General features: G+C 71.3%; 15 protein-coding genes. 11 read left to right on the top strand and 4 right to left on the bottom strand.

Features of this window, described 5'->3' with window-relative positions:
- Positions 1-4: 4 nt before the first annotated feature.
- The 4 genes from OG718_RS09465 to OG718_RS09450 form a co-directional block, all read right to left on the bottom strand.
- Positions 5-2,512, bottom strand: coding sequence for a branched-chain amino acid ABC transporter ATP-binding protein/permease (locus OG718_RS09465; protein WP_328843889.1), 2,508 nt, complete (start codon positions 2,510-2,512; stop codon positions 5-7).
- A 12-nt stretch (positions 2,513-2,524) separates the two neighbouring features.
- Complete coding sequence (locus OG718_RS09460; RefSeq protein WP_143641202.1) at positions 2,525-3,394, bottom strand: branched-chain amino acid ABC transporter permease; 870 nt, start codon at positions 3,392-3,394, stop codon at positions 2,525-2,527.
- Between the two features lie 259 nt (positions 3,395-3,653).
- Positions 3,654-4,988, bottom strand: a complete 1,335-nt coding sequence (locus tag OG718_RS09455) for an FAD-dependent oxidoreductase (RefSeq protein WP_328843888.1) — start codon at positions 4,986-4,988, stop codon at positions 3,654-3,656.
- Between the two features lie 196 nt (positions 4,989-5,184).
- Positions 5,185-6,258, bottom strand: a complete 1,074-nt coding sequence (locus OG718_RS09450) for an NAD(P)-dependent alcohol dehydrogenase (protein WP_328843887.1) — start codon at positions 6,256-6,258, stop codon at positions 5,185-5,187.
- A 60-nt stretch (positions 6,259-6,318) separates the two neighbouring features.
- Between OG718_RS09450 and OG718_RS09445 the strand changes: the two genes are divergently transcribed.
- The 11 genes from OG718_RS09445 to OG718_RS09395 all read left to right on the top strand — a co-directional run bounded on the left by OG718_RS09445 (position 6,319) and on the right by OG718_RS09395 (position 16,567).
- The gene (locus OG718_RS09445; protein WP_143641204.1) at positions 6,319-7,119 is read left to right on the top strand and encodes an SDR family NAD(P)-dependent oxidoreductase; all 801 of its coding nucleotides are present in this window, start codon (positions 6,319-6,321) and stop codon (positions 7,117-7,119) included.
- A 119-nt stretch (positions 7,120-7,238) separates the two neighbouring features.
- A complete protein-coding gene (locus OG718_RS09440; protein WP_328843886.1) occupies positions 7,239-8,390 on the top strand; it encodes an acyl-CoA dehydrogenase family protein in 1,152 nt (383 codons plus the stop codon).
- Between the two features lie 79 nt (positions 8,391-8,469).
- Complete coding sequence (locus OG718_RS09435; protein WP_055617729.1) at positions 8,470-9,258, top strand: enoyl-CoA hydratase/isomerase family protein; 789 nt, start codon at positions 8,470-8,472, stop codon at positions 9,256-9,258.
- Positions 9,259-9,263: 5 nt separating this feature from the next.
- The gene (locus tag OG718_RS09430; RefSeq protein WP_328843885.1) at positions 9,264-9,614 is read left to right on the top strand and encodes a Zn-ribbon domain-containing OB-fold protein; all 351 of its coding nucleotides are present in this window, start codon (positions 9,264-9,266) and stop codon (positions 9,612-9,614) included.
- Positions 9,611-10,759 (top strand): thiolase family protein, encoded by a 1,149-nt coding sequence (locus OG718_RS09425; protein ID WP_143641207.1) that lies wholly within the window; start codon positions 9,611-9,613, stop codon positions 10,757-10,759. Before OG718_RS09430 ends, OG718_RS09425 begins: the two co-directional genes overlap by 4 nt.
- Before the next feature lie 64 nt (positions 10,760-10,823).
- Positions 10,824-12,035, top strand: coding sequence for an acyl-CoA dehydrogenase family protein (locus OG718_RS09420; protein WP_328843884.1), 1,212 nt, complete (start codon positions 10,824-10,826; stop codon positions 12,033-12,035).
- Complete coding sequence (locus OG718_RS09415) at positions 12,032-13,003, top strand: phosphotransferase family protein (protein ID WP_328843883.1); 972 nt, start codon at positions 12,032-12,034, stop codon at positions 13,001-13,003. Before OG718_RS09420 ends, OG718_RS09415 begins: the two co-directional genes overlap by 4 nt.
- A gap of 12 nt (positions 13,004-13,015) precedes the next feature.
- Positions 13,016-14,230, top strand: a complete 1,215-nt coding sequence (locus tag OG718_RS09410) for an acyl-CoA dehydrogenase family protein (protein ID WP_328843882.1) — start codon at positions 13,016-13,018, stop codon at positions 14,228-14,230.
- The gene (locus OG718_RS09405) at positions 14,227-15,003 is read left to right on the top strand and encodes an SDR family oxidoreductase (protein ID WP_328843881.1); all 777 of its coding nucleotides are present in this window, start codon (positions 14,227-14,229) and stop codon (positions 15,001-15,003) included. Before OG718_RS09410 ends, OG718_RS09405 begins: the two co-directional genes overlap by 4 nt.
- Complete coding sequence (locus tag OG718_RS09400) at positions 15,000-15,782, top strand: SDR family NAD(P)-dependent oxidoreductase (RefSeq protein ID WP_143641212.1); 783 nt, start codon at positions 15,000-15,002, stop codon at positions 15,780-15,782. Before OG718_RS09405 ends, OG718_RS09400 begins: the two co-directional genes overlap by 4 nt.
- Positions 15,779-16,567 carry an enoyl-CoA hydratase-related protein gene (locus tag OG718_RS09395; protein WP_328843880.1) on the top strand — a complete coding sequence of 263 codons (789 nt, stop codon included), beginning with the start codon at positions 15,779-15,781 and terminating at the stop codon, positions 16,565-16,567. The genes OG718_RS09400 and OG718_RS09395 overlap by 4 nt, the downstream gene beginning before the upstream one ends.
- Positions 16,568-16,643 lie beyond the last annotated feature (76 nt).

Raw genomic sequence — 16,643 nt, 5'->3', positions numbered from 1 at the left:
CGTTTCACAGTCGAGCGGTGGTCGCGGCGGTCTCCCGGGCGCCGCTGAAGTACGCCGCTTCGGCGAGGGCGGCGAACGACGGGTCCCCGGGCCGCCCCTGAGCGGCGACCGACCCCTCGTGCAGCACGGCCACCTCGTGGCAGACGGACATGGCACGGCTGAGCAGCTGCTCCAGCAGAACGACCGTCAGGCCGTCGTGGGCCAGTCGCACCAGCCGGTCGTACACCTCGTCGACCAGCGCGGGAGCGAGCCCGAGCGCCGGCTCGTCGACGATCAGGACGTCGGGCTCGACGATCAGGGCGCGGGCGATGGCGAGCATCTGCTGCTCCCCGCCCGACAGTCCGGCGGCCGGCACGGACATGCGGTCGCGCAGCCGCGGCGGCAGCCACTCGGTGGTCTCCGCGAGGCGCTCGCGCAGCGGGGCCCCGGTGATGCCCGCCGCGTAGGCCGCCACTTCGAGGTTCTCCCGAAGCGACAGCGTCTTGAACAGGGCCCGTCCCTCGGGCGCCAGGCTGGTACGGACGGTTCCGCCCGTCTCCCTGCTCCCGCGCGCGGGCTTCAGCGAACCGTGCAGGATCCCGGCGAGGGTGCTCTTCCCGGCGCCGTTGGCCCCGGCGATCCCGAGCACGACCCCTTCGCGTACGTCGAGGTCCACGTCCCGCAGCGCGACCACGCCGCCGTAGGTGTGACCGACCCCGCTCAGCCGTAGCACGCTCCGCTCACCGACCCGCTCGGGCAGCTCGGCCCGGCCGCCGACCGTACCCAGGTACGACGACCGCACCTCGGGGTTGTCCAGCACGGTGTCCGGGGTGCCCTCGCCGATGGTGCGGCCGAAGTCGAAGGCCAGCACCCGGTGCGCGACGGAGAACAGGTCGTCCAGGACGTGGTCGATGACCAGCACGGCGGTGCCCTGTGCGTGCAGCCGCCTGATCTGCTGTGCCAGCAGTGCCCGTTCACCGGCGTCGAGGCCGCCGAACGGCTCGTCCAGCACCAGGAGTTTCGGTTCCTCGGCCATCGCGCGGGCGAGGTCCAGGCGCTTCTGCAGCCCGAACGGCAGCTCTGCGGGCCGTCGGTCGGCCACGTCGGCGAGGCCGACCGAGTCGAGCAGCCGCGCGACGTCGGCCCGGTCCCGGGCGGTGATCCAGCGGCGCGTGCACAACACGTTCTCGGTGACAGTGAGTTCGGAGAACACCTCCGCGTGCTGGAAGGTACGGCCGATGCCCAGCCGGCGCCGCGCGGTGGCCCGCGCCTTGAGCAGGGAACTGCCCGCGAACTCGACCGTCCCGCTCACCCGGCCGTTGCCGGTCAGTCCCGACACCGCGTTCAACAGGGTCGTCTTTCCCGCCCCGTTGGGACCGATCACGGCCAGGACCTCGTCCTGCCGCAGCGACACCGAGGCATCCTCCAGTGCCTTCAGCCCGCCGTACGCGACCGACACGTGCTCCAGGCGCAGTACGACGGCGGCTTCACCCGTGGCGGCGGCCGGTTGCCGCGGCGCGAGGTCGACGGCAGGGGCCGGCTTCGGGGGCGTGGGTGCCCGTCGCCGCCACACACGCCCCAGCACCGATCGCAGGGGCGCGCTGAGGAACGGCACCACTCCGCCGGGCAGGAACAGCAGCACCCCGATCAGCACGAGGCCCTGCACGACCGGCTGGGGGAGTCCCACCGCGGACGAGAGCGAGGGGTTCCAGGTCAGATAGGCGCCGCCGGCCACCGCGCCGATGATGGTTCCGACCCCGCCCAGCACGCACGCCGCGATGAGCGCGATGCCGAGGTTGAGGGAGAACGGGTCCGGGCTGACGAACCCGGTGATGAGCCCGAGCAGCACGCCCGCGAAGGTGGTGAACGCGGCGCTCACCGCGAACGCCAGCGCCGACTGCGCCTCGGGCGCGATGCCGATCGTACGGGCCGCCAGGGGATGTGATTTCGCGGCCACCAGCCGCATCCGCAGTCCGGACGCGGCGGCCGGTACCGCCAGCGCGAGCACCACGGCCGCGGCGCCGACCGCGAGGTACTGAGACTCGGTGCTGCCGCCCGCGAGAGTGCCCAGGCCCAGGGAGCTGCGCAGTTGGAGCACCGCGACCCCCTGGTCGCCGCCGGTCACGCTGCTCCAGCGGTTGACCAGTTCCAGCGTCACCATGGTGAAGGCGAGTGTCAGCAGGGCGATGTAGAGCATCGAGAACCTGGCACCCGCGTACCCGAGGAAGGCGCCGAGGACGGTTCCGGTGACCACTGCTCCCAGGACCACCGTCTCCAGCGACCAGCCGTGACCGCTGCCGTACGCGGCGAAGTAGGCGCCGATGGCGAAGAACGCCGGATGGCCCACCGACCAGATGCCGGACCAGCCGGCCAGCAGGCCGACCGACAGCACCACGATCGTGTACACGGCGGCGAGTGCCACCGAGTACATCTGGTAGGCGGGGATCGCGCCGGAGGCCATGAAGGCCATGAGCACCGCGCCGACGGCGGGCCCGAGCGCCGCCTTCGCGAGGAGGGAACGGTTGAAGACCATGGATACGACCCCTCAGACCCGTTGGAAGGTGCGGGTGCCGAAGATGCCCTGAGGGCGGATCAGCAGCACGAGAACAGTGAACGAGAAGACGAACGTGTCCCGGAGGCTGGCGGAGGCGTAGTTCGCCGCGAGGTTGTCCAGCACGCCGACCGTGAGTCCGCCGACGACAGCGCCGTACATGCTCGTCAGGCCGCCCAGGAAGATCCCGGCGAAGGCGCGGAACAGCGGTGCGACGAGCGCGGTCGGCACCAGCCCCGACCTCGGCGCGTACAGACACGCGGCGAGTGCGGCGAGACCGAGTCCGAGCGCCCAGGCGATCCGGGCCAGGCGTTGCGCCCCGAGCCCGACGACGCGCGCGGTTTCCGCGTTCTCGGCCACCGCGCGCATCGCGGAGCCGAGCGTCGTGCGGGCGAACAGATAGCCCACGACGGCCATCGCCACCGCGGCGACGGCGATCGTCACCAGGCTCTGGACCGGCAGTGCCGCGCCCGACCAGCTCACCGTGCCGTTGACCAGGTTGGGGAAGGACTTCGGTTCGTCGCCCCAGATCGAACTGGCCACGTTCTCGACCACCAGGGACACGCCCATCGTCACGACCAGCGCGGAGAACAGTTGTCCCTGGCCCAGCGGCCTGATCACCGTCTCGCGCACCAGCAAGCCCGCCACGACGGTGATGGTGACTGCCGCGACGATGCCGAGCACCGTCGCCACCCCCTGGTCCCGGAGCGAGACCGCCACGTACAGGCCCAGGGTCGCCAGGGACGCCATCGCGAAGTTCACGACGTCCGTGGCCCGATAGATGATGACCAGGCCGAGTCCGATGAGGCCGTACACGGCTCCGCTGGCCACGCCGCTGACCAGGACCAGCAGAAACTGACTCACGGTCCCTCCTTCTTCGAAGAGCTTCGGGAAGCGTGTGCGACGTGTTCGCGCCACGTGCTCGAAAGCCGGGTACGCGACGCTCGCCGCTTAGTAAAGTGAACTCAATTCAGTAAGCTAGGCACTCCGGTGCCGGGCGGGCAAGACTCGTGCACGGGATTTGTCGGAGTGCGGGTGGTCTGGTGCCCCTCCGGCACGATCCGCCGGACAGGCAGACAGGCAGACAGGCAGACACAGGCAAACAGGCAGACAGAGGCAGGCTCTAGCCCTGGCGCAGCGCGGTCCGCGCCGCCGCCAGGCCGAACACGAGCGCGGGGGCGAGGCCGCCCGCGTAGGCGCGCCGGTAGAGCCCGCCCGCGTCCGCACCGGCCACGAGCAGGCCGGGTACGGAGCGCCGGCCGTACGCCGACAGGGCGCGGGCGCCGGTGTCGATGAGCAGGCCGCCGAAGGTGAACGTGATCGCCGGGGCGGCCTCGATCACGTAGAAGGGCGGCTCGTCGAGCGGTTGCCGGTCGAGCAGTCGCCCGGGGGCCGGCTCGCCGCCCCCGCCCACGGTGGCGTTGTACTCCTCGACCCGGTCACGGATCCTGGCGCCCGGGTAGCCCCACTCCTCGGGCATCCATGCGAACTCCTCCAGGCTGTCGGCGACCGCGCTGCGGGCGCCCGCCCGATGGCAGAGCTGGAACTTGTCAACGCCGGGGATGCCCTCCACGTACGAGGCGGAGATCCACTCGCGGTGCACCCGCGCGTCGGCGACCAGCAGTCCACGGGCCTGCGGTCTTTCCAGCAGCGCCATGGTGGTCAGATGGTCCCCGACGGTCTCGTCGACGAACCGTTCGCCCGTGACGTCGAACAGCAGGGCGTGCTCGCTGTAGTAGAGGGCGAGGTCGACGAATCGGGCGGGGTCGGCGAGGGAGACGCCCGCGGGCATCAGATGCCCGTAGAAACCCGCGTCCTTCTTGCCGAAGGCGGCCCCCGCCGCGAGGCCGAGCGACAGCCCGTCGCCCCGGCTGTGCGGGTTGGCCCGCAGCTCGATGTCCGCGGCCTGGGGATGTACGTGTTCCGTGCGCAGGCCCGGATCTCCCTGGAACCCGCCGGTCGCGAGCAGGGTCCAGGAGGCGGCGATCCGGCGGAGCGACCCGTCCGGCAGCACGCACTCCGCACCCGTGACCGCGCCGTTCTCCGTCAGTAGCGTGCGGGTCGAGGTGGCGGTCAGTACCTCGCCGCCCCGGTCGCGGATCAACCGCTCGCAGGTGTCGAGGTAGTGGTTCGTGTCGAGTTGATGTCCCCGGCCGAAGCCGAGTACGGGAACCGGCGGCCGGCATTCCACGCCGAGCGACCGGATCCAGGCCACCGCGTCGGCGAACCCGTCCACCAGGGCCGCGGCGAGTTCCGCGTCGCCGTCGGGATTGACGCGACGCAGTTCATCGAAGGTGGGGGTCGTCCATACGAAGCCGGCGAAGCGCGCGGAGCCGCCGGTGCGCTCCGCCTTCTCCACGAGAACCACGGAGCCGCCTTCCGCGGCCACCCGGGCGGCGGCCGAGAGTCCGGCCATTCCGCCGCCCACCACCAGCAGATCCACTGTTCCAACACCCATAGCGGGTCCCACCGCCTTGTCGTGTCGCTGAGTGACCCGAACCCTAATTGAACTCACTTCTGTAGTCGAGAGTTGTGTCTGTATGAGGTTCGACAGGGCTGCTTTCGGCCGGGCGCCGCCGTCGGAGGGATCGGGTGGGCGAGCGGTCGGGATCGGTCGGGCCGGGGGTCCGGATCTGCCGGGCGAGCGGTCCGGATCAGTCGGGGACGAGTACGGCACGCCCCCGCGTGTGGCCGGAGCGCAGTCTCCCGATCGCCTCCGGCGCGCTCGACAGGGCGAACTCCTCCGCCTCCACCCTCACCGCGCCCTTGCGCGCCAGGGCGGCGACCTCTTCGAGTTCCGGCCGCGTTCCCCAGAAGGGCAGCGAGATCCGTACCCCGGGAGGCAGTGCGCCGGGCTTGCGTACGGTGAGTTCCCCGCCGCCGCTCCCGACGACGGCCAGCTCACCGCCCGCCCGCAGGGCGCCGACCGCGAGTTCCAGGCTGGAGTGACTGCCGACGAAGTCGAGCACGGCATCCACGCCGACCCCTCCGGCCCGTCGCCGGAGTACCTCCGCGGTGTCGGGTCGCAGCAGCGTGCCGAAGTGTGCGCCGCACGCGTCGGCCAACGAGAGCGCCTCCTCGCGTACGTCCACGGCGAGGACCTGCGCCGACGTCGTGGCCCGCAGGATCTGCACCGCCAGATGTCCCAGCCCGCCGACCCCGATGACGGCCACGTTCGCGCCGCCGTCGAGGGACAGCGTCGGCCGGATCCCGGCCACGGCGTGATACGCGGTGAGTCCGGCGTCCGACAGGGGCGCCGCCTGCGCTGCGGGCAGATCGCCGACCGGAACCAGCAGTCGCCCGGACGGTACGAGCAGGAAGTCGGCCATGCCGCCGTCACGCCCCAGCCCGACTCCCGTACCGGTCCGGACCGCGTCGAGCTCCGCGCGGCGGTCGCAGTAGTTCTCCGCGCCGGCCGCGCAGCGAAGGCACCGCCCACACCCCCATGGGCCGTAGACGACCACGCGCTCGCCCACCGCCGGACCGATGGCTCCGGGGCCGCGCTCGGCCACGCGCCCGGCGACCTCGTGCCCGAGAGTGAACGGAGTTCGGTACGGCAGCACGCCGGGCCGGGCGTCCAGGACATGGAGGTCGGAGCGGCACACGCCCGCCGCCTCCACCCGGATCAGGACCTCATCGGCCCTGGGTATCGGCCGTGTCACTTCGGTGAGCACCGGTGGGCCGCCCCAGTGCGTCATCCGGACTGCTCTCATCCTGCCTGTTGACATGCGCGGAACGGTAGCAAAAATGAAGTCAGTTCAATAAGTGGGCGGAGGCGGGTGGATCCGATGGACGACGAAGACAAGCCACATGAACGCTTCACGGGCAGAGCCGCGCTGGTCACGGGAGCCGGCTCCGGCATCGGCGCGGCGGTCGCCCGGCGACTCGCGGCGCAAGGAGCCGTGGTCTTCGCCGCGGACGTCGACGGCACCGCGGCCGAGGCGGTCGCCAAGGAACTGCCCGGCGCGAGTTCCGTGACCGTGGACGTCTCGGACGCCGACCAGGTCGACCGCGCGGTCGAAGGGGTCGTACGGGCACGCGGGCGCCTGGATGTCGTGGTGCACGCGGCCGGAGTCGACGACCCGGAAGCGAAGCAGTGGATCGCCGAGGCGCTGCTCGACGAGCGGCCGCCCGACGTCGTCACCCGGCTCGACGGGACCGCGTGGAGGCGGGTCATGCGGGTCAACCTGGACGGCACCTTCCATGTTCTGCGTGCGGCGCTGCGGGTCATGGCGCCCCACCGGTCCGGTGCGATCGTGACCGTTGGCTCATCCTCGGCCTTCGACGCTCCGGCCGGCTATCCGCACTACGCGGCTTCGAAGGCCGGTGCGCACGCGTTGAGCCAGGCCGTCGCCAAGGAGGCGATCGCGTTCGGCGTCCGCGTGAACACGGTGGCGCCGGGGCCGACGGAGACCGGGATGGCGGCGCGGACGCCCGCCGCGTTGCGGCAGGACCTGGCCGATCCTCGGGTTCGGCCCTACGCGACGGCGGGCGAGATCGCCGACGTTGCGTTGTTCCTGGCGAGTGATGAGGCGGTGAATCTCGTTGGGGCCGTACTGCTCGCCAACGGAGGGCGGTTCACGGTGTGAGGGGTCCGTGGGGGTGTGGATCGAATGATCGCTGCGGGTGCGTCGTGGCTGGTCGCGCAGTTCCCCGCCTCTGAAGGGGCGCCTATGGAACTGGAGTTTGTTCGACCTGGGAGGTCTGTGTGAACCGGCTCGATGTGGATCCGGCGGTTCTGCTGGAGACCGATGAGCGGCGTCAACTGCGGGCAGTGCTGCGGGACTTGTTCGCCGAGACCTGTGGGCCCGATGAAGTGCGCAAGCAAGTGGGGAGTCCGCGAGGGTACGACCAGGCTCTCTGGGTCCGGCTCGCCGGTGAGATCGGAGTGCATGGGCTTGCTCTGCCGGAGGAGTACGGCGGTGGGGGCTACACCTTCGCCGAACTCGCCGTGGCTCTGGAGGAGGCCGGGCGTGTGCTGTGTCCGGCGCCGGTGCTGTCGACCGTCGTGCTCGCGGGGCACGCCCTGCTGGGCAGCGGTGATCGGCGGGCCTGCGAGCGCTGGTTGCCAGGGATCGCCTCCGGCGCGGTCACGGCCACGGTCGCCGGGTTCGTGCAGGCCGCCGACGTGACGGCCGAGCGCCGGCCCGACGGCTGGGTGCTGCGTGGGGAGGCCGACTTCGTGCCCGACGGCGAGAGCGCCGATCTGCTGCTCGTGGTGGCCCGGGCCCAGGACGGGGAGCGGCTGTTCGCCTGTGAGCCGGCGCCGCAGCACGGGACACACGGCTCGACCTGCGATCGAACGGCCCGGCGCGTCCTGGATCCCACCCGCCGCCAGGCGCTCGTCCGCTTCCGGGGAACGCCGGCCGAACCGGTCGGCGAGCCCGGACAGGTGCCGGGAATCGTCGACGCCGTCCTCGACGCGGGACGGGTGGCGCTCGCAGCCGAGCACGTCGGCGGAAGTGCGCATGCCCTTGACGCCACCCTTGAGTACGTCTCGCAACGAACTCAATTCGGTCGTGCCATCGGCTCGTTCCAGGCGGTCAAGCACCGACTGGCCGATCTGCTGGTCGAGGTGGAAGGAGTGCGGTCGGCGTCGGCGTACGCGAGCGCCTGCCTGGCGGAGTGGACCCCGGAATTGCCGGTCGCCGCGAGCGCCGCGGCGGTGGCGTGCACCGGTGCGTACCGCCTCGCGACGACCGAATACGTGCAGCTCCACGGCGGTATCGGTTTCACCTGGGAACACCCGGCCCATCTGTACGTCCGTCGGGCGCGGGCCGACGAGGCGCTGTTCGGCACGGCCGACGACCACCGTCTGCGGCTCGCGGGACTGCTCGGCCTCACCGGCACCTCGGACTGAGTGGCCGTTACCGATCCATTGACAGGGGCATCCACTGCCCGCAGAATCGTACTGAATTCAGTTCAGTTTGGAGGAGCTCATGGCAGTCGAAGACGAGATCCAGTTCGAGCGGGACGGTCATGTCGCACGGGTCTGGCTGAACCGGCCGCACAAGAAGAACTGTGTGACCGTGCCGATCCTGAACCGGCTCGACGAGATCATCACAGAGGTCGACGCCGACCCCGAGCTGCGTGTGCTGGTGCTGCGCGGGCGCGGCAACACCTTCTGCTCCGGGTTCGACCTGGACAGCCTCAAGGCCGAGTTCATCGGCAGCTCCACCGCCATCGACGTCGCCGTGCTGTCGGCGAAGGTCTGCGACCGGCTCTACTCGATGAAGACGCCGTCGATCGCCGTCCTCGAAGGTCATGTCACCGCCGGCGGCTTCGAGTTGATGATCTCCTGCGACTTCGCGATCGCCGCGGACGACGCCCTGATCGGCGACTTCCACATCCGCCGCGCACTGTTCGGCGGGGCAGGCCCCATCTACCGGGTGCCGCGCATGATCGGCGTCCGCAAGACCAAGGAGCTCATGCTCACCGGCAAGCTGCTCACCGGTGTCGAGGCAGCGGAGTTCGGCCTCATCAACTCCTCGGCGCCGGCGGACAAGCTGGACGCCACGGTCGAGGAGTTCTCCGACCAGCTGGTCGACAAGAGTCCGTTCACCATGTGGATCACCAAGATGACCATCGATCGCAGCCTCGACGCCGACATCCAGTCGCTGATGGTCATGGAGCACCTCGCGGTCGGCGTGATGCTCAACTCCGAGGACGCCGCGGAGGGTGTGGCGGCCTTCCTGGAGAAGCGGGAACCGCAGTGGAAGGGACGCTGAGCATCATGACGGACCCCGGGAGCCGACTGCGTGGCTCCCGGTGCCTCGGCTGCGCGGTGGCCCTCTACCCCGCCGACCCGGCGTGCCCGCGCTGCGGGGAACCGGCCGAGGAGGTCGTTCTCTCCGGTACGGGCACGCTGTGGACGTGGACCGTCCAGCGTTACGCGCCCAAGTCGCCGCCGTACGCCGAACCCGCCGCCGGGTTCGAGCCGTTCACCGTGGGATATGTCGAACTCCCGGAGGGTGTCCGGGTGTTGGCCGTGCTGGACATCCGGCCCGAGGACGCGGAGATCGGCATGCCGCTGGCCCTCTCGGTGGGGGACGGCGTGCCGAGGGCCGTGGGAGCCGGAGCATGAGCGCCGAGGAGGTGCTGGTCTGCGGCGCCGGAATCACCTCCTTCGCCCGTACGGAAGCCGACGGCAGGCAACTCGCCGTACAAGCCGTACGTGCCGCACTCGCCGACGCCGGACTGCCCTGGTCCCGGGTGCGTGCGGCCTACGGCGGCAGCGACGCGGCGGGCAACGCGGACACTCTCGTCAGCGAACTCGGCCTGACCGGCGTGCCGTTCATCAACGTCCGCAACGGCTGCGCCACCGGCGGCAGCGCCCTGGTGTCGGCCGTGGGCGCTATCCGCTCCGGCGCGGCGGACGTCGCCCTCGCTGTCGGCTTCGACAAGCACCCGCGCGGCGCCTTCGACCCGCGGCCCGCCGACTGGGGGCTCGACGAGGCCTACGGGCGAGACGGACTCATGGTCACCACCCAGTTCTTCGCCATGAAGATCCAGCGGTACATGCACGACCACGGCATCAGCGCCCGCACACTCGCACTGGTCGCCGAGAAGGCGTACGCGAACGGGGTCCGCAACCCCCACGCGTGGCGCCGCAAGCCGGTCGACGCGGACGAGATCCTGGCGTCCGGCATGGTCAACGATCCGCTGACCCGGTACATGTTCTGCTCGCCCGGACAGGGCGCGGTCGCCCTGATCCTGTGCAACCGCGCGGTCGCCGACGAACTGGACGGCACCCCGGTCGCGCTGCGGGCGGCGGTCGTACGGACCCGGCGGTTCGGCTCCTTCGAGGTGTTCAGCCCCTGGGCGCCACCCGGGACGCCGACCAGCGTGAGCGCGGACGCCGCCCGACTGGCCTTCGAGGAGGCCGGGTTGGGCCCGGGCGACATCGACGTGTGCCAGCTCCAGGACACCGAGAGCGGTGCCGAGGTGATGCACATGGCCGAGTGCGGGTTCTGCGAGCACGGAGAGCAGGAGCGGCTGATCCCCTCCGGCGCGACCGCGATCGGCGGTGCTTTGCCCGTCAACACCGACGGCGGCTGTATCGCCAACGGCGAGCCCATCGGCGCCTCCGGGCTCCGCCAAGTCCACGAGATCGTCCAGCAGTTGCGCGGCAGGGCGGGTGAACGGCAGGTGCCTGGCGAACCGTCGACCGGCTTCACGCACGTCTACGGGGCGCCGGGCGTCAGCGCCTGCACCGTGCTGACCCGTTGATGCCTCACCTGTTGACCCGACTCACCGACCCGACTCAGCGACCTGATTCGCCGAAGGGAGGACCATGAGCGGCATCCCCGAACCCGAGGAGTTCCGTGCCGAGGCCCGGCGCTGGCTGGCCGGCACGGCGGAGACGCGCGCCGCGCGCCAGGACTGGGGCAGCGGCGACGACTCGGTGGCCGTCTTCGAGAACTGGACCGAGACCGAGGAACGCGCACAGACCGACCGGATACGGGACTGGGAGCGCACCCGGTACGACCGGGGCTGGGGCGCGCTCGACTGGCCGCCGGAGTACGGGGGCCGTGAACTGCCCTCGTACTACGAGCAGTTGTACCGGACCGAGGAGGCCGCCTTCGACGTGCCGCGGCGCACCGAGGTCTTCCCGGTCACCCAGCAGCTCGTCGCCCCCGCGATCCGCATCTGGGGCACCGACGAACAGAAGGCTCGCTGGCTGCGCCCCATGCTCCGCACGGACGAACTCGCCTGCCAGCTCTTCTCCGAGACGGAGGCCGGTTCCGACCTCGCCGCCGTCCGCACGCGAGCGGTACGCGACGGAGACGGCTGGCTGTTGCGCGGTCACAAGGTGTGGACGTCCGGCGCCCGCGTGGCCACCTGGGGCGTCGCCGTCTGCCGCACCGACCCGGACGTGCCCAAGCACGCGGGCCTCACCGTCTTCCTGGTCCGGATGGACGCGCCCGGCGTGACCGTACGGCCGATCCGGCAGATGACGGGCGGCTCCAGCTTCAACGAGGTCTACCTCGACGACGTGTTCGTACCGGACGCCGACCGGCTCGGCCCGGTCGGGCAGGGCTGGCGGGTGACGCTCACCGTGCTCGCGGCCGAACGGCTGGACTCCGGGGGCCTCGGGCTGGACAACGCCGACCGTGCCCTCCACCTCGCCCGCCGACTGCCCCGCCCGCTCACCGGCGGTGAACGGCAGCAGGCGGCCGACCTGTTCGTCCGCACCCTCGTTCAGCGACTCATCGGACTGCGTGTCACGGCAGCCGTGGCCGCCGGCCGTGAACCGGGCGCGGAGGCCTCCGTCGGCAAGCTCCACGCCACCGCGACCATGCGGGCCACCACCGACCTCGTACAACAGCTGCTCGGACCGAGCCTGGCCGCCGACACAGGGGAGTGGGGCACGTTCGCCTGGACCGAGCATCTGCTCGGCGCCCCCGGATACCGCATCGCAGGCGGCAGCGACGAGATCCAGCGCACGATCCTGGCCGAGCGCGTGCTGGGACTGCCCAAGGAACCGAAAGGGGCGGTGAGTTGAGTACCGCGACCGAAGTGACGGCACTCGCCGGCCGGGTGCGCGAGCGGCTCGCTGCCCGCCATCCGAGCGTGTCCTTCGGTGAGTTGCGCACTCTGCCAGGCGGCCACTCGGGGCTCACCTACTCGATGGCGGCGGGATCGGCCTCGTACGTCGTGAAGGCCGTGCCGCCGGGGCAACGGCCCGTCGGCCGCAACGATGTACTCCGCCAGGCCGAGGTGCTGCGAGCCCTCGCCGGATCGCCGGTCCCCGTACCGGAGGTGGTTGCCGTCGACGAGCGGGAACCTGCCTGGTTCGCCATGGAGTTCGTGGAGGGCGAGGCGATCGAGCCGGTCCTGGACGAGCACCGGCTCGATCCGGGTCTGTGCCGGACACGGATGCTGGCCCTGGCCGGGGTGCTGAGGGATCTGCACGGGACGAAGGCCGAGGTCACCTCGGAACTCCTCGATCCGGCAGGCGAGTTGGAGCGATGGGGACGCACCATGCGGGCCGTGCCGGAGGAACTCCGGGCGGGTGCGGAGGAGTTGCTGAGCCGCCTCGCCTCCATGGTCCCGGACGGCATGCCACCCACCCTGACCCACGGCGACTTCCGGCTCGGCAACGTCCTGTGCCGGGGCGAGCGACCCGCGGCCGTCGTCGACTGGGAGATCTGGAGCCTCGGCGACCCTCGCATCGATCTCGGCTGGTTCCTCCTCTTCGCCGACCACCGGAACTTCCCTCGACTGGGCCGCCCGGTCCCGGGCCTGCCCACCGAGGAGGAACTGCTCGCCGCCTACGCGGACGGCCGCACCGAACTCCCCGACCTCGCCTGGTTCCGCGCTCTGGCCCGCACCAAGATGGCCGCGATCATGGGCCACAACCTGCGCAGACACCGCGAGGGCAAGCACCACGACCCCGACCAGGAGCGATTGCCGCCGACCATCGCGGCGATGATCCGCACGGCGCTCGACATCCTCGCGCAACGGTCTTGAAGGAGCACCACCATGGATTTCGGACTCTCCCCGAGAACCGACGAACTCCGCTCGCGCATGGCCGCGTTCATGGACGAGTACGTCTTCCCCGCCGAGCCCGTGTACGACCGGCAACTGGCCCAGGCGGGCAACCCGCATGAACTGCCACCGGTCATGCGCGAGTTGAAGGAGAAGGCACGCGCCGAGGGGTTGTGGAACCTCTTCCTCGCGCACGGCGACTGGGGCGCAGGGCTGACCAACCTCGAATACGCGCCGCTCGCCGAGCTGGCCGGACGGTCGGTCATCGGGCCCGAGGTGTTCAACTGCTCGGCCCCGGACACCGGCAACATGGAACTGCTCGCACTGTTCGGCTCATCGGAGCAACAGGACCGCTGGCTGAGGCCGTTGCTCGCGGCGGAGATCCGGTCGTGCTTCGCGATGACCGAGCCGGAGGTCGCCAGCTCCGACGCACGCAACATCCGCACCCGGATCACCCGCGACGGCGACGAGTACGTCGTCAACGGCCACAAGTGGTACACCTCCGGGATCCTCGATCCGGACTGTCGGCTGATCATCCTCATGGGCGTGACCGACCCGGACGCGCCCGCGTACCGGCAGCAGAGCATGCTGCTGATTCCGCGCGACACCCCCGGCATCACCGTCCTGCGTGATCTCCCGATGTTCGGCTACACCGACCGCTGCGGCCACGGCGATGTCCTCTTCGAGGACGTACGGGTGCCCGTGTCAGGCCTGTTGGGCGGTGAGGGAGAGGGATTCGCCTTGGCCCAGGGGAGGTTGGGGCCAGGCCGCATGCACTACGCCATGCGCGCCGTCGGATTCGCCGAGCGGGCACTGGAGTTGATGTGCCGCCGGACCCTGACCCGTACTGCCTTCGGCGGCGCCCTCGCCGAACAGGGCGTCGTACGCGAGTGGATCGCCCGCAGCCGCATCGAGATCGAGCAGCTGCGGCTGCTGGTCCTCAAGTCCGCCTGGCTCATGGACACCTCGGGCAACGCGGCCGCCCGTACCGAGGTCGCCGCCATCAAGGTGGCCGCGCTGGAGGTCGCCCACCGGGTGGTCGACCGGGCGGTCCAGGCGCACGGGGCCGCGGGGGTCAGTGACGACACCGTACTGGCGCGGCTGTTCGCCATCACCCGGGCGCTGAAGATCGCGGACGGGCCCGACGAGGTGCACCTGCGGACCGTGGCACGCCGTGAACTGACCAAGTACCGCGAGGAGCCGGCATGAGCGGACACCCACTGCACGGCCGCGTCGCCGTGATCACCGGCGGTTCCCGGGGCATCGGCCTGGGCATCGCCAAGGCGTACCGGGAGGCGGGAGCCCACGTGGTGATCGCCGCCCGCAAACCGGACGGACTCGCCGTCGCACGCGAGGAGTTGCTCCGGGTCAAGGGCGACGGCGAGGTGCACGAGGTGGTCGCCAACGCCGGTGAGCCGGACGACGCCGAGCGCTGTGTCGAGGAGACCATGGCGCGGTTCGGCCGCCTCGACGTCCTGGTCAACAACGCGGCCACCAACCCGTACATGGGCGATCTGCTCGACCTCGACCTGCCGCGCGCGGAGAAGACCGTACGGGTCAATCAGTACGGCATGATCGCCTGGACCCGGTGCGCCTGGCGGGCGTGGATGGCGGAGCACGGGGGAGCGGTCGTCAACATCGCCTCCGTCGGCGGGCTGATCGTCGATCCGCACATCGGCTGGTACAACGCCACGAAGGCGGCCGTGCTCCACATGACGCGGCAACTCGCGTACGAACTCGGCCCGAGGGCCCGGGTGAACGCGATCGCGCCCGGCCTGATCAAGACCGAACTGGCGCGGGCCGTCTGGGAGCCGAGGGAGCCGATTCTCACCGCGAAGCTTCCGCTGCGCAGGCTGGGCACGGTGGAGGACGTGGCGAACGCCGCGGTGTTCCTCGCCTCCGAGGCGTCGTCGTGGATGACCGGCCAGACGCTCGTCCTGGACGGCGGGGCGACCGTGCTGCCGATCGGGGTGGACGGATGACGACGGCCTCCCCGATCAACCGGGACACGGACCTGTTCTCGGTGCACGGCCGGACGGCTGTCGTCACCGGGGCCTCCTCAGGGCTCGGGGCCCGGTTCGCGACCGTCCTGGCCGCCGCCGGCGCCACGGTGTTCGCCGCGGCCCGCAGACCCGACCGGCTGAAGGAACTGGCCGACGAGGATCCGCGCATTCACCCCGTCGTCTGCGACGTCTCCCGGGAGACGGACCGGGTGCGGCTGGCCGAGACCGTGCTGGCGGCCGGCGGACGCTTCGACATCCTCGTCAACAACGCGGGGTCGCCCGGAGCGGTACGGGCCCAGGACGAGAGCGCCGACGACTTCGCGGACGTACTGGCCGTGAACCTCGTGGCCGCCTTCCACCTCGCCCGGCTGCTGGCGGAGGCGCCGTCCTCCGGCCGTACGCGATCCATCGTGAACGTCTCGTCCGTCCTCGGGCTGGTCTCCGGCGCCCCCATGGGCGGTGCCGCCTATGCCGCTTCGAAGGCCGGGCTCGTCGGGCTGACCCGTGAACTGGCCGGACAGTGGGGGCAGTCGGGGATCCGCGTCAACGCCCTGGCCCCCGGCTGGTTCCGCACCGAGATGACCCACGAGTTGTTCGCGGACGAGCGGTCCCGGAGATGGGTCGAGCGCGGCACGATGCTCGGCCGGGGCGGTGAACAGGGCGAACTGGACGGGGCGTTGCTCTATCTGGCCTCGGACGCGTCCTCGTACTGCACGGGGCAAGTGCTCACCGTGGACGGCGGATGGACGGCGCGATGAGGGTGACGGTCGAGGTCGACGGTGACGGCGTGGCGCGCGTCGAGATGTGCCGCGGGGACGGCAACGCGATCGACCTGGCGATGGCCGGGGCGCTGCTGGCCGCCGCGCGGGAGTGCGAGCGGGCGGGAGCACGGGCCGTGCTGCTCACCGGGCAGGGGCGGTCCTTCTGCGTCGGAGGTGACCTGAAGGAGTTCGCCGCCCTCTCCGGTGAGCGGCTGGCCGCGCACCTCACCGAGGTCACCGACGCGCTGCACGGGGCGCTGCGGATATTCGCCGGTCTCGACGCGCCCCTGGTGACGGCCGTGCAGGGGAGTGCGGCCGGGGCCGGGCTGGGGCTCGCCGCGGCGGGCGACCTGTGCTTCGCGGCCTCGGACGCCGGCTTCACGGCCGCGTACACCGGCATCGGGTACTCGCCGGACGCCGGGGTCAGCTGGTCGCTGCCCCGTCTCGTGGGACCGAGGCGGGCGATGGACCTGCTGCTGACCAACCGCCGGATCCCGGCCGCCGAGGCCCTGGAGATGGGACTGGTGAGCAGGCTCGTCGCGCCGGAGCGGCTGGCCGAGGAGGCCGCCGAGGCCGCGGGCGCGCTGGCGCGCGGGGCCACGGGTGCGTACGGGGCGACACGGCGGCTGGTCGCCGGGGCGCTGTCGGCGGAGTTCGGCGAACACCTCGACGCGGAGGCCCGCCAACTGGCCGCCGCCGCGGTCTCCGCCGAGGGGCGGGAAGGCGTGGCCGCGTTCCTCGCCAGGCGCCGTCCCGACTTCACGCACGCCCCGGTCCCGTGAGCACCGCGGTCGGGCCGGTCGTGCCTCTTTCGTTCGTAACCTGCCTTCCATTCGTAGCCGACTTGAACTTGGGTCT

Origin of the sequence: Streptomyces sp. NBC_00258, from assembly GCF_036182465.1 — a bacterium.
Taxonomy (GTDB): Bacteria; Actinomycetota; Actinomycetes; order Streptomycetales; family Streptomycetaceae; genus Streptomyces.
The sequence above is the reverse complement of the archived record's forward strand: the minus strand, read 5'-3'. Positions and strand labels throughout refer to the sequence as shown.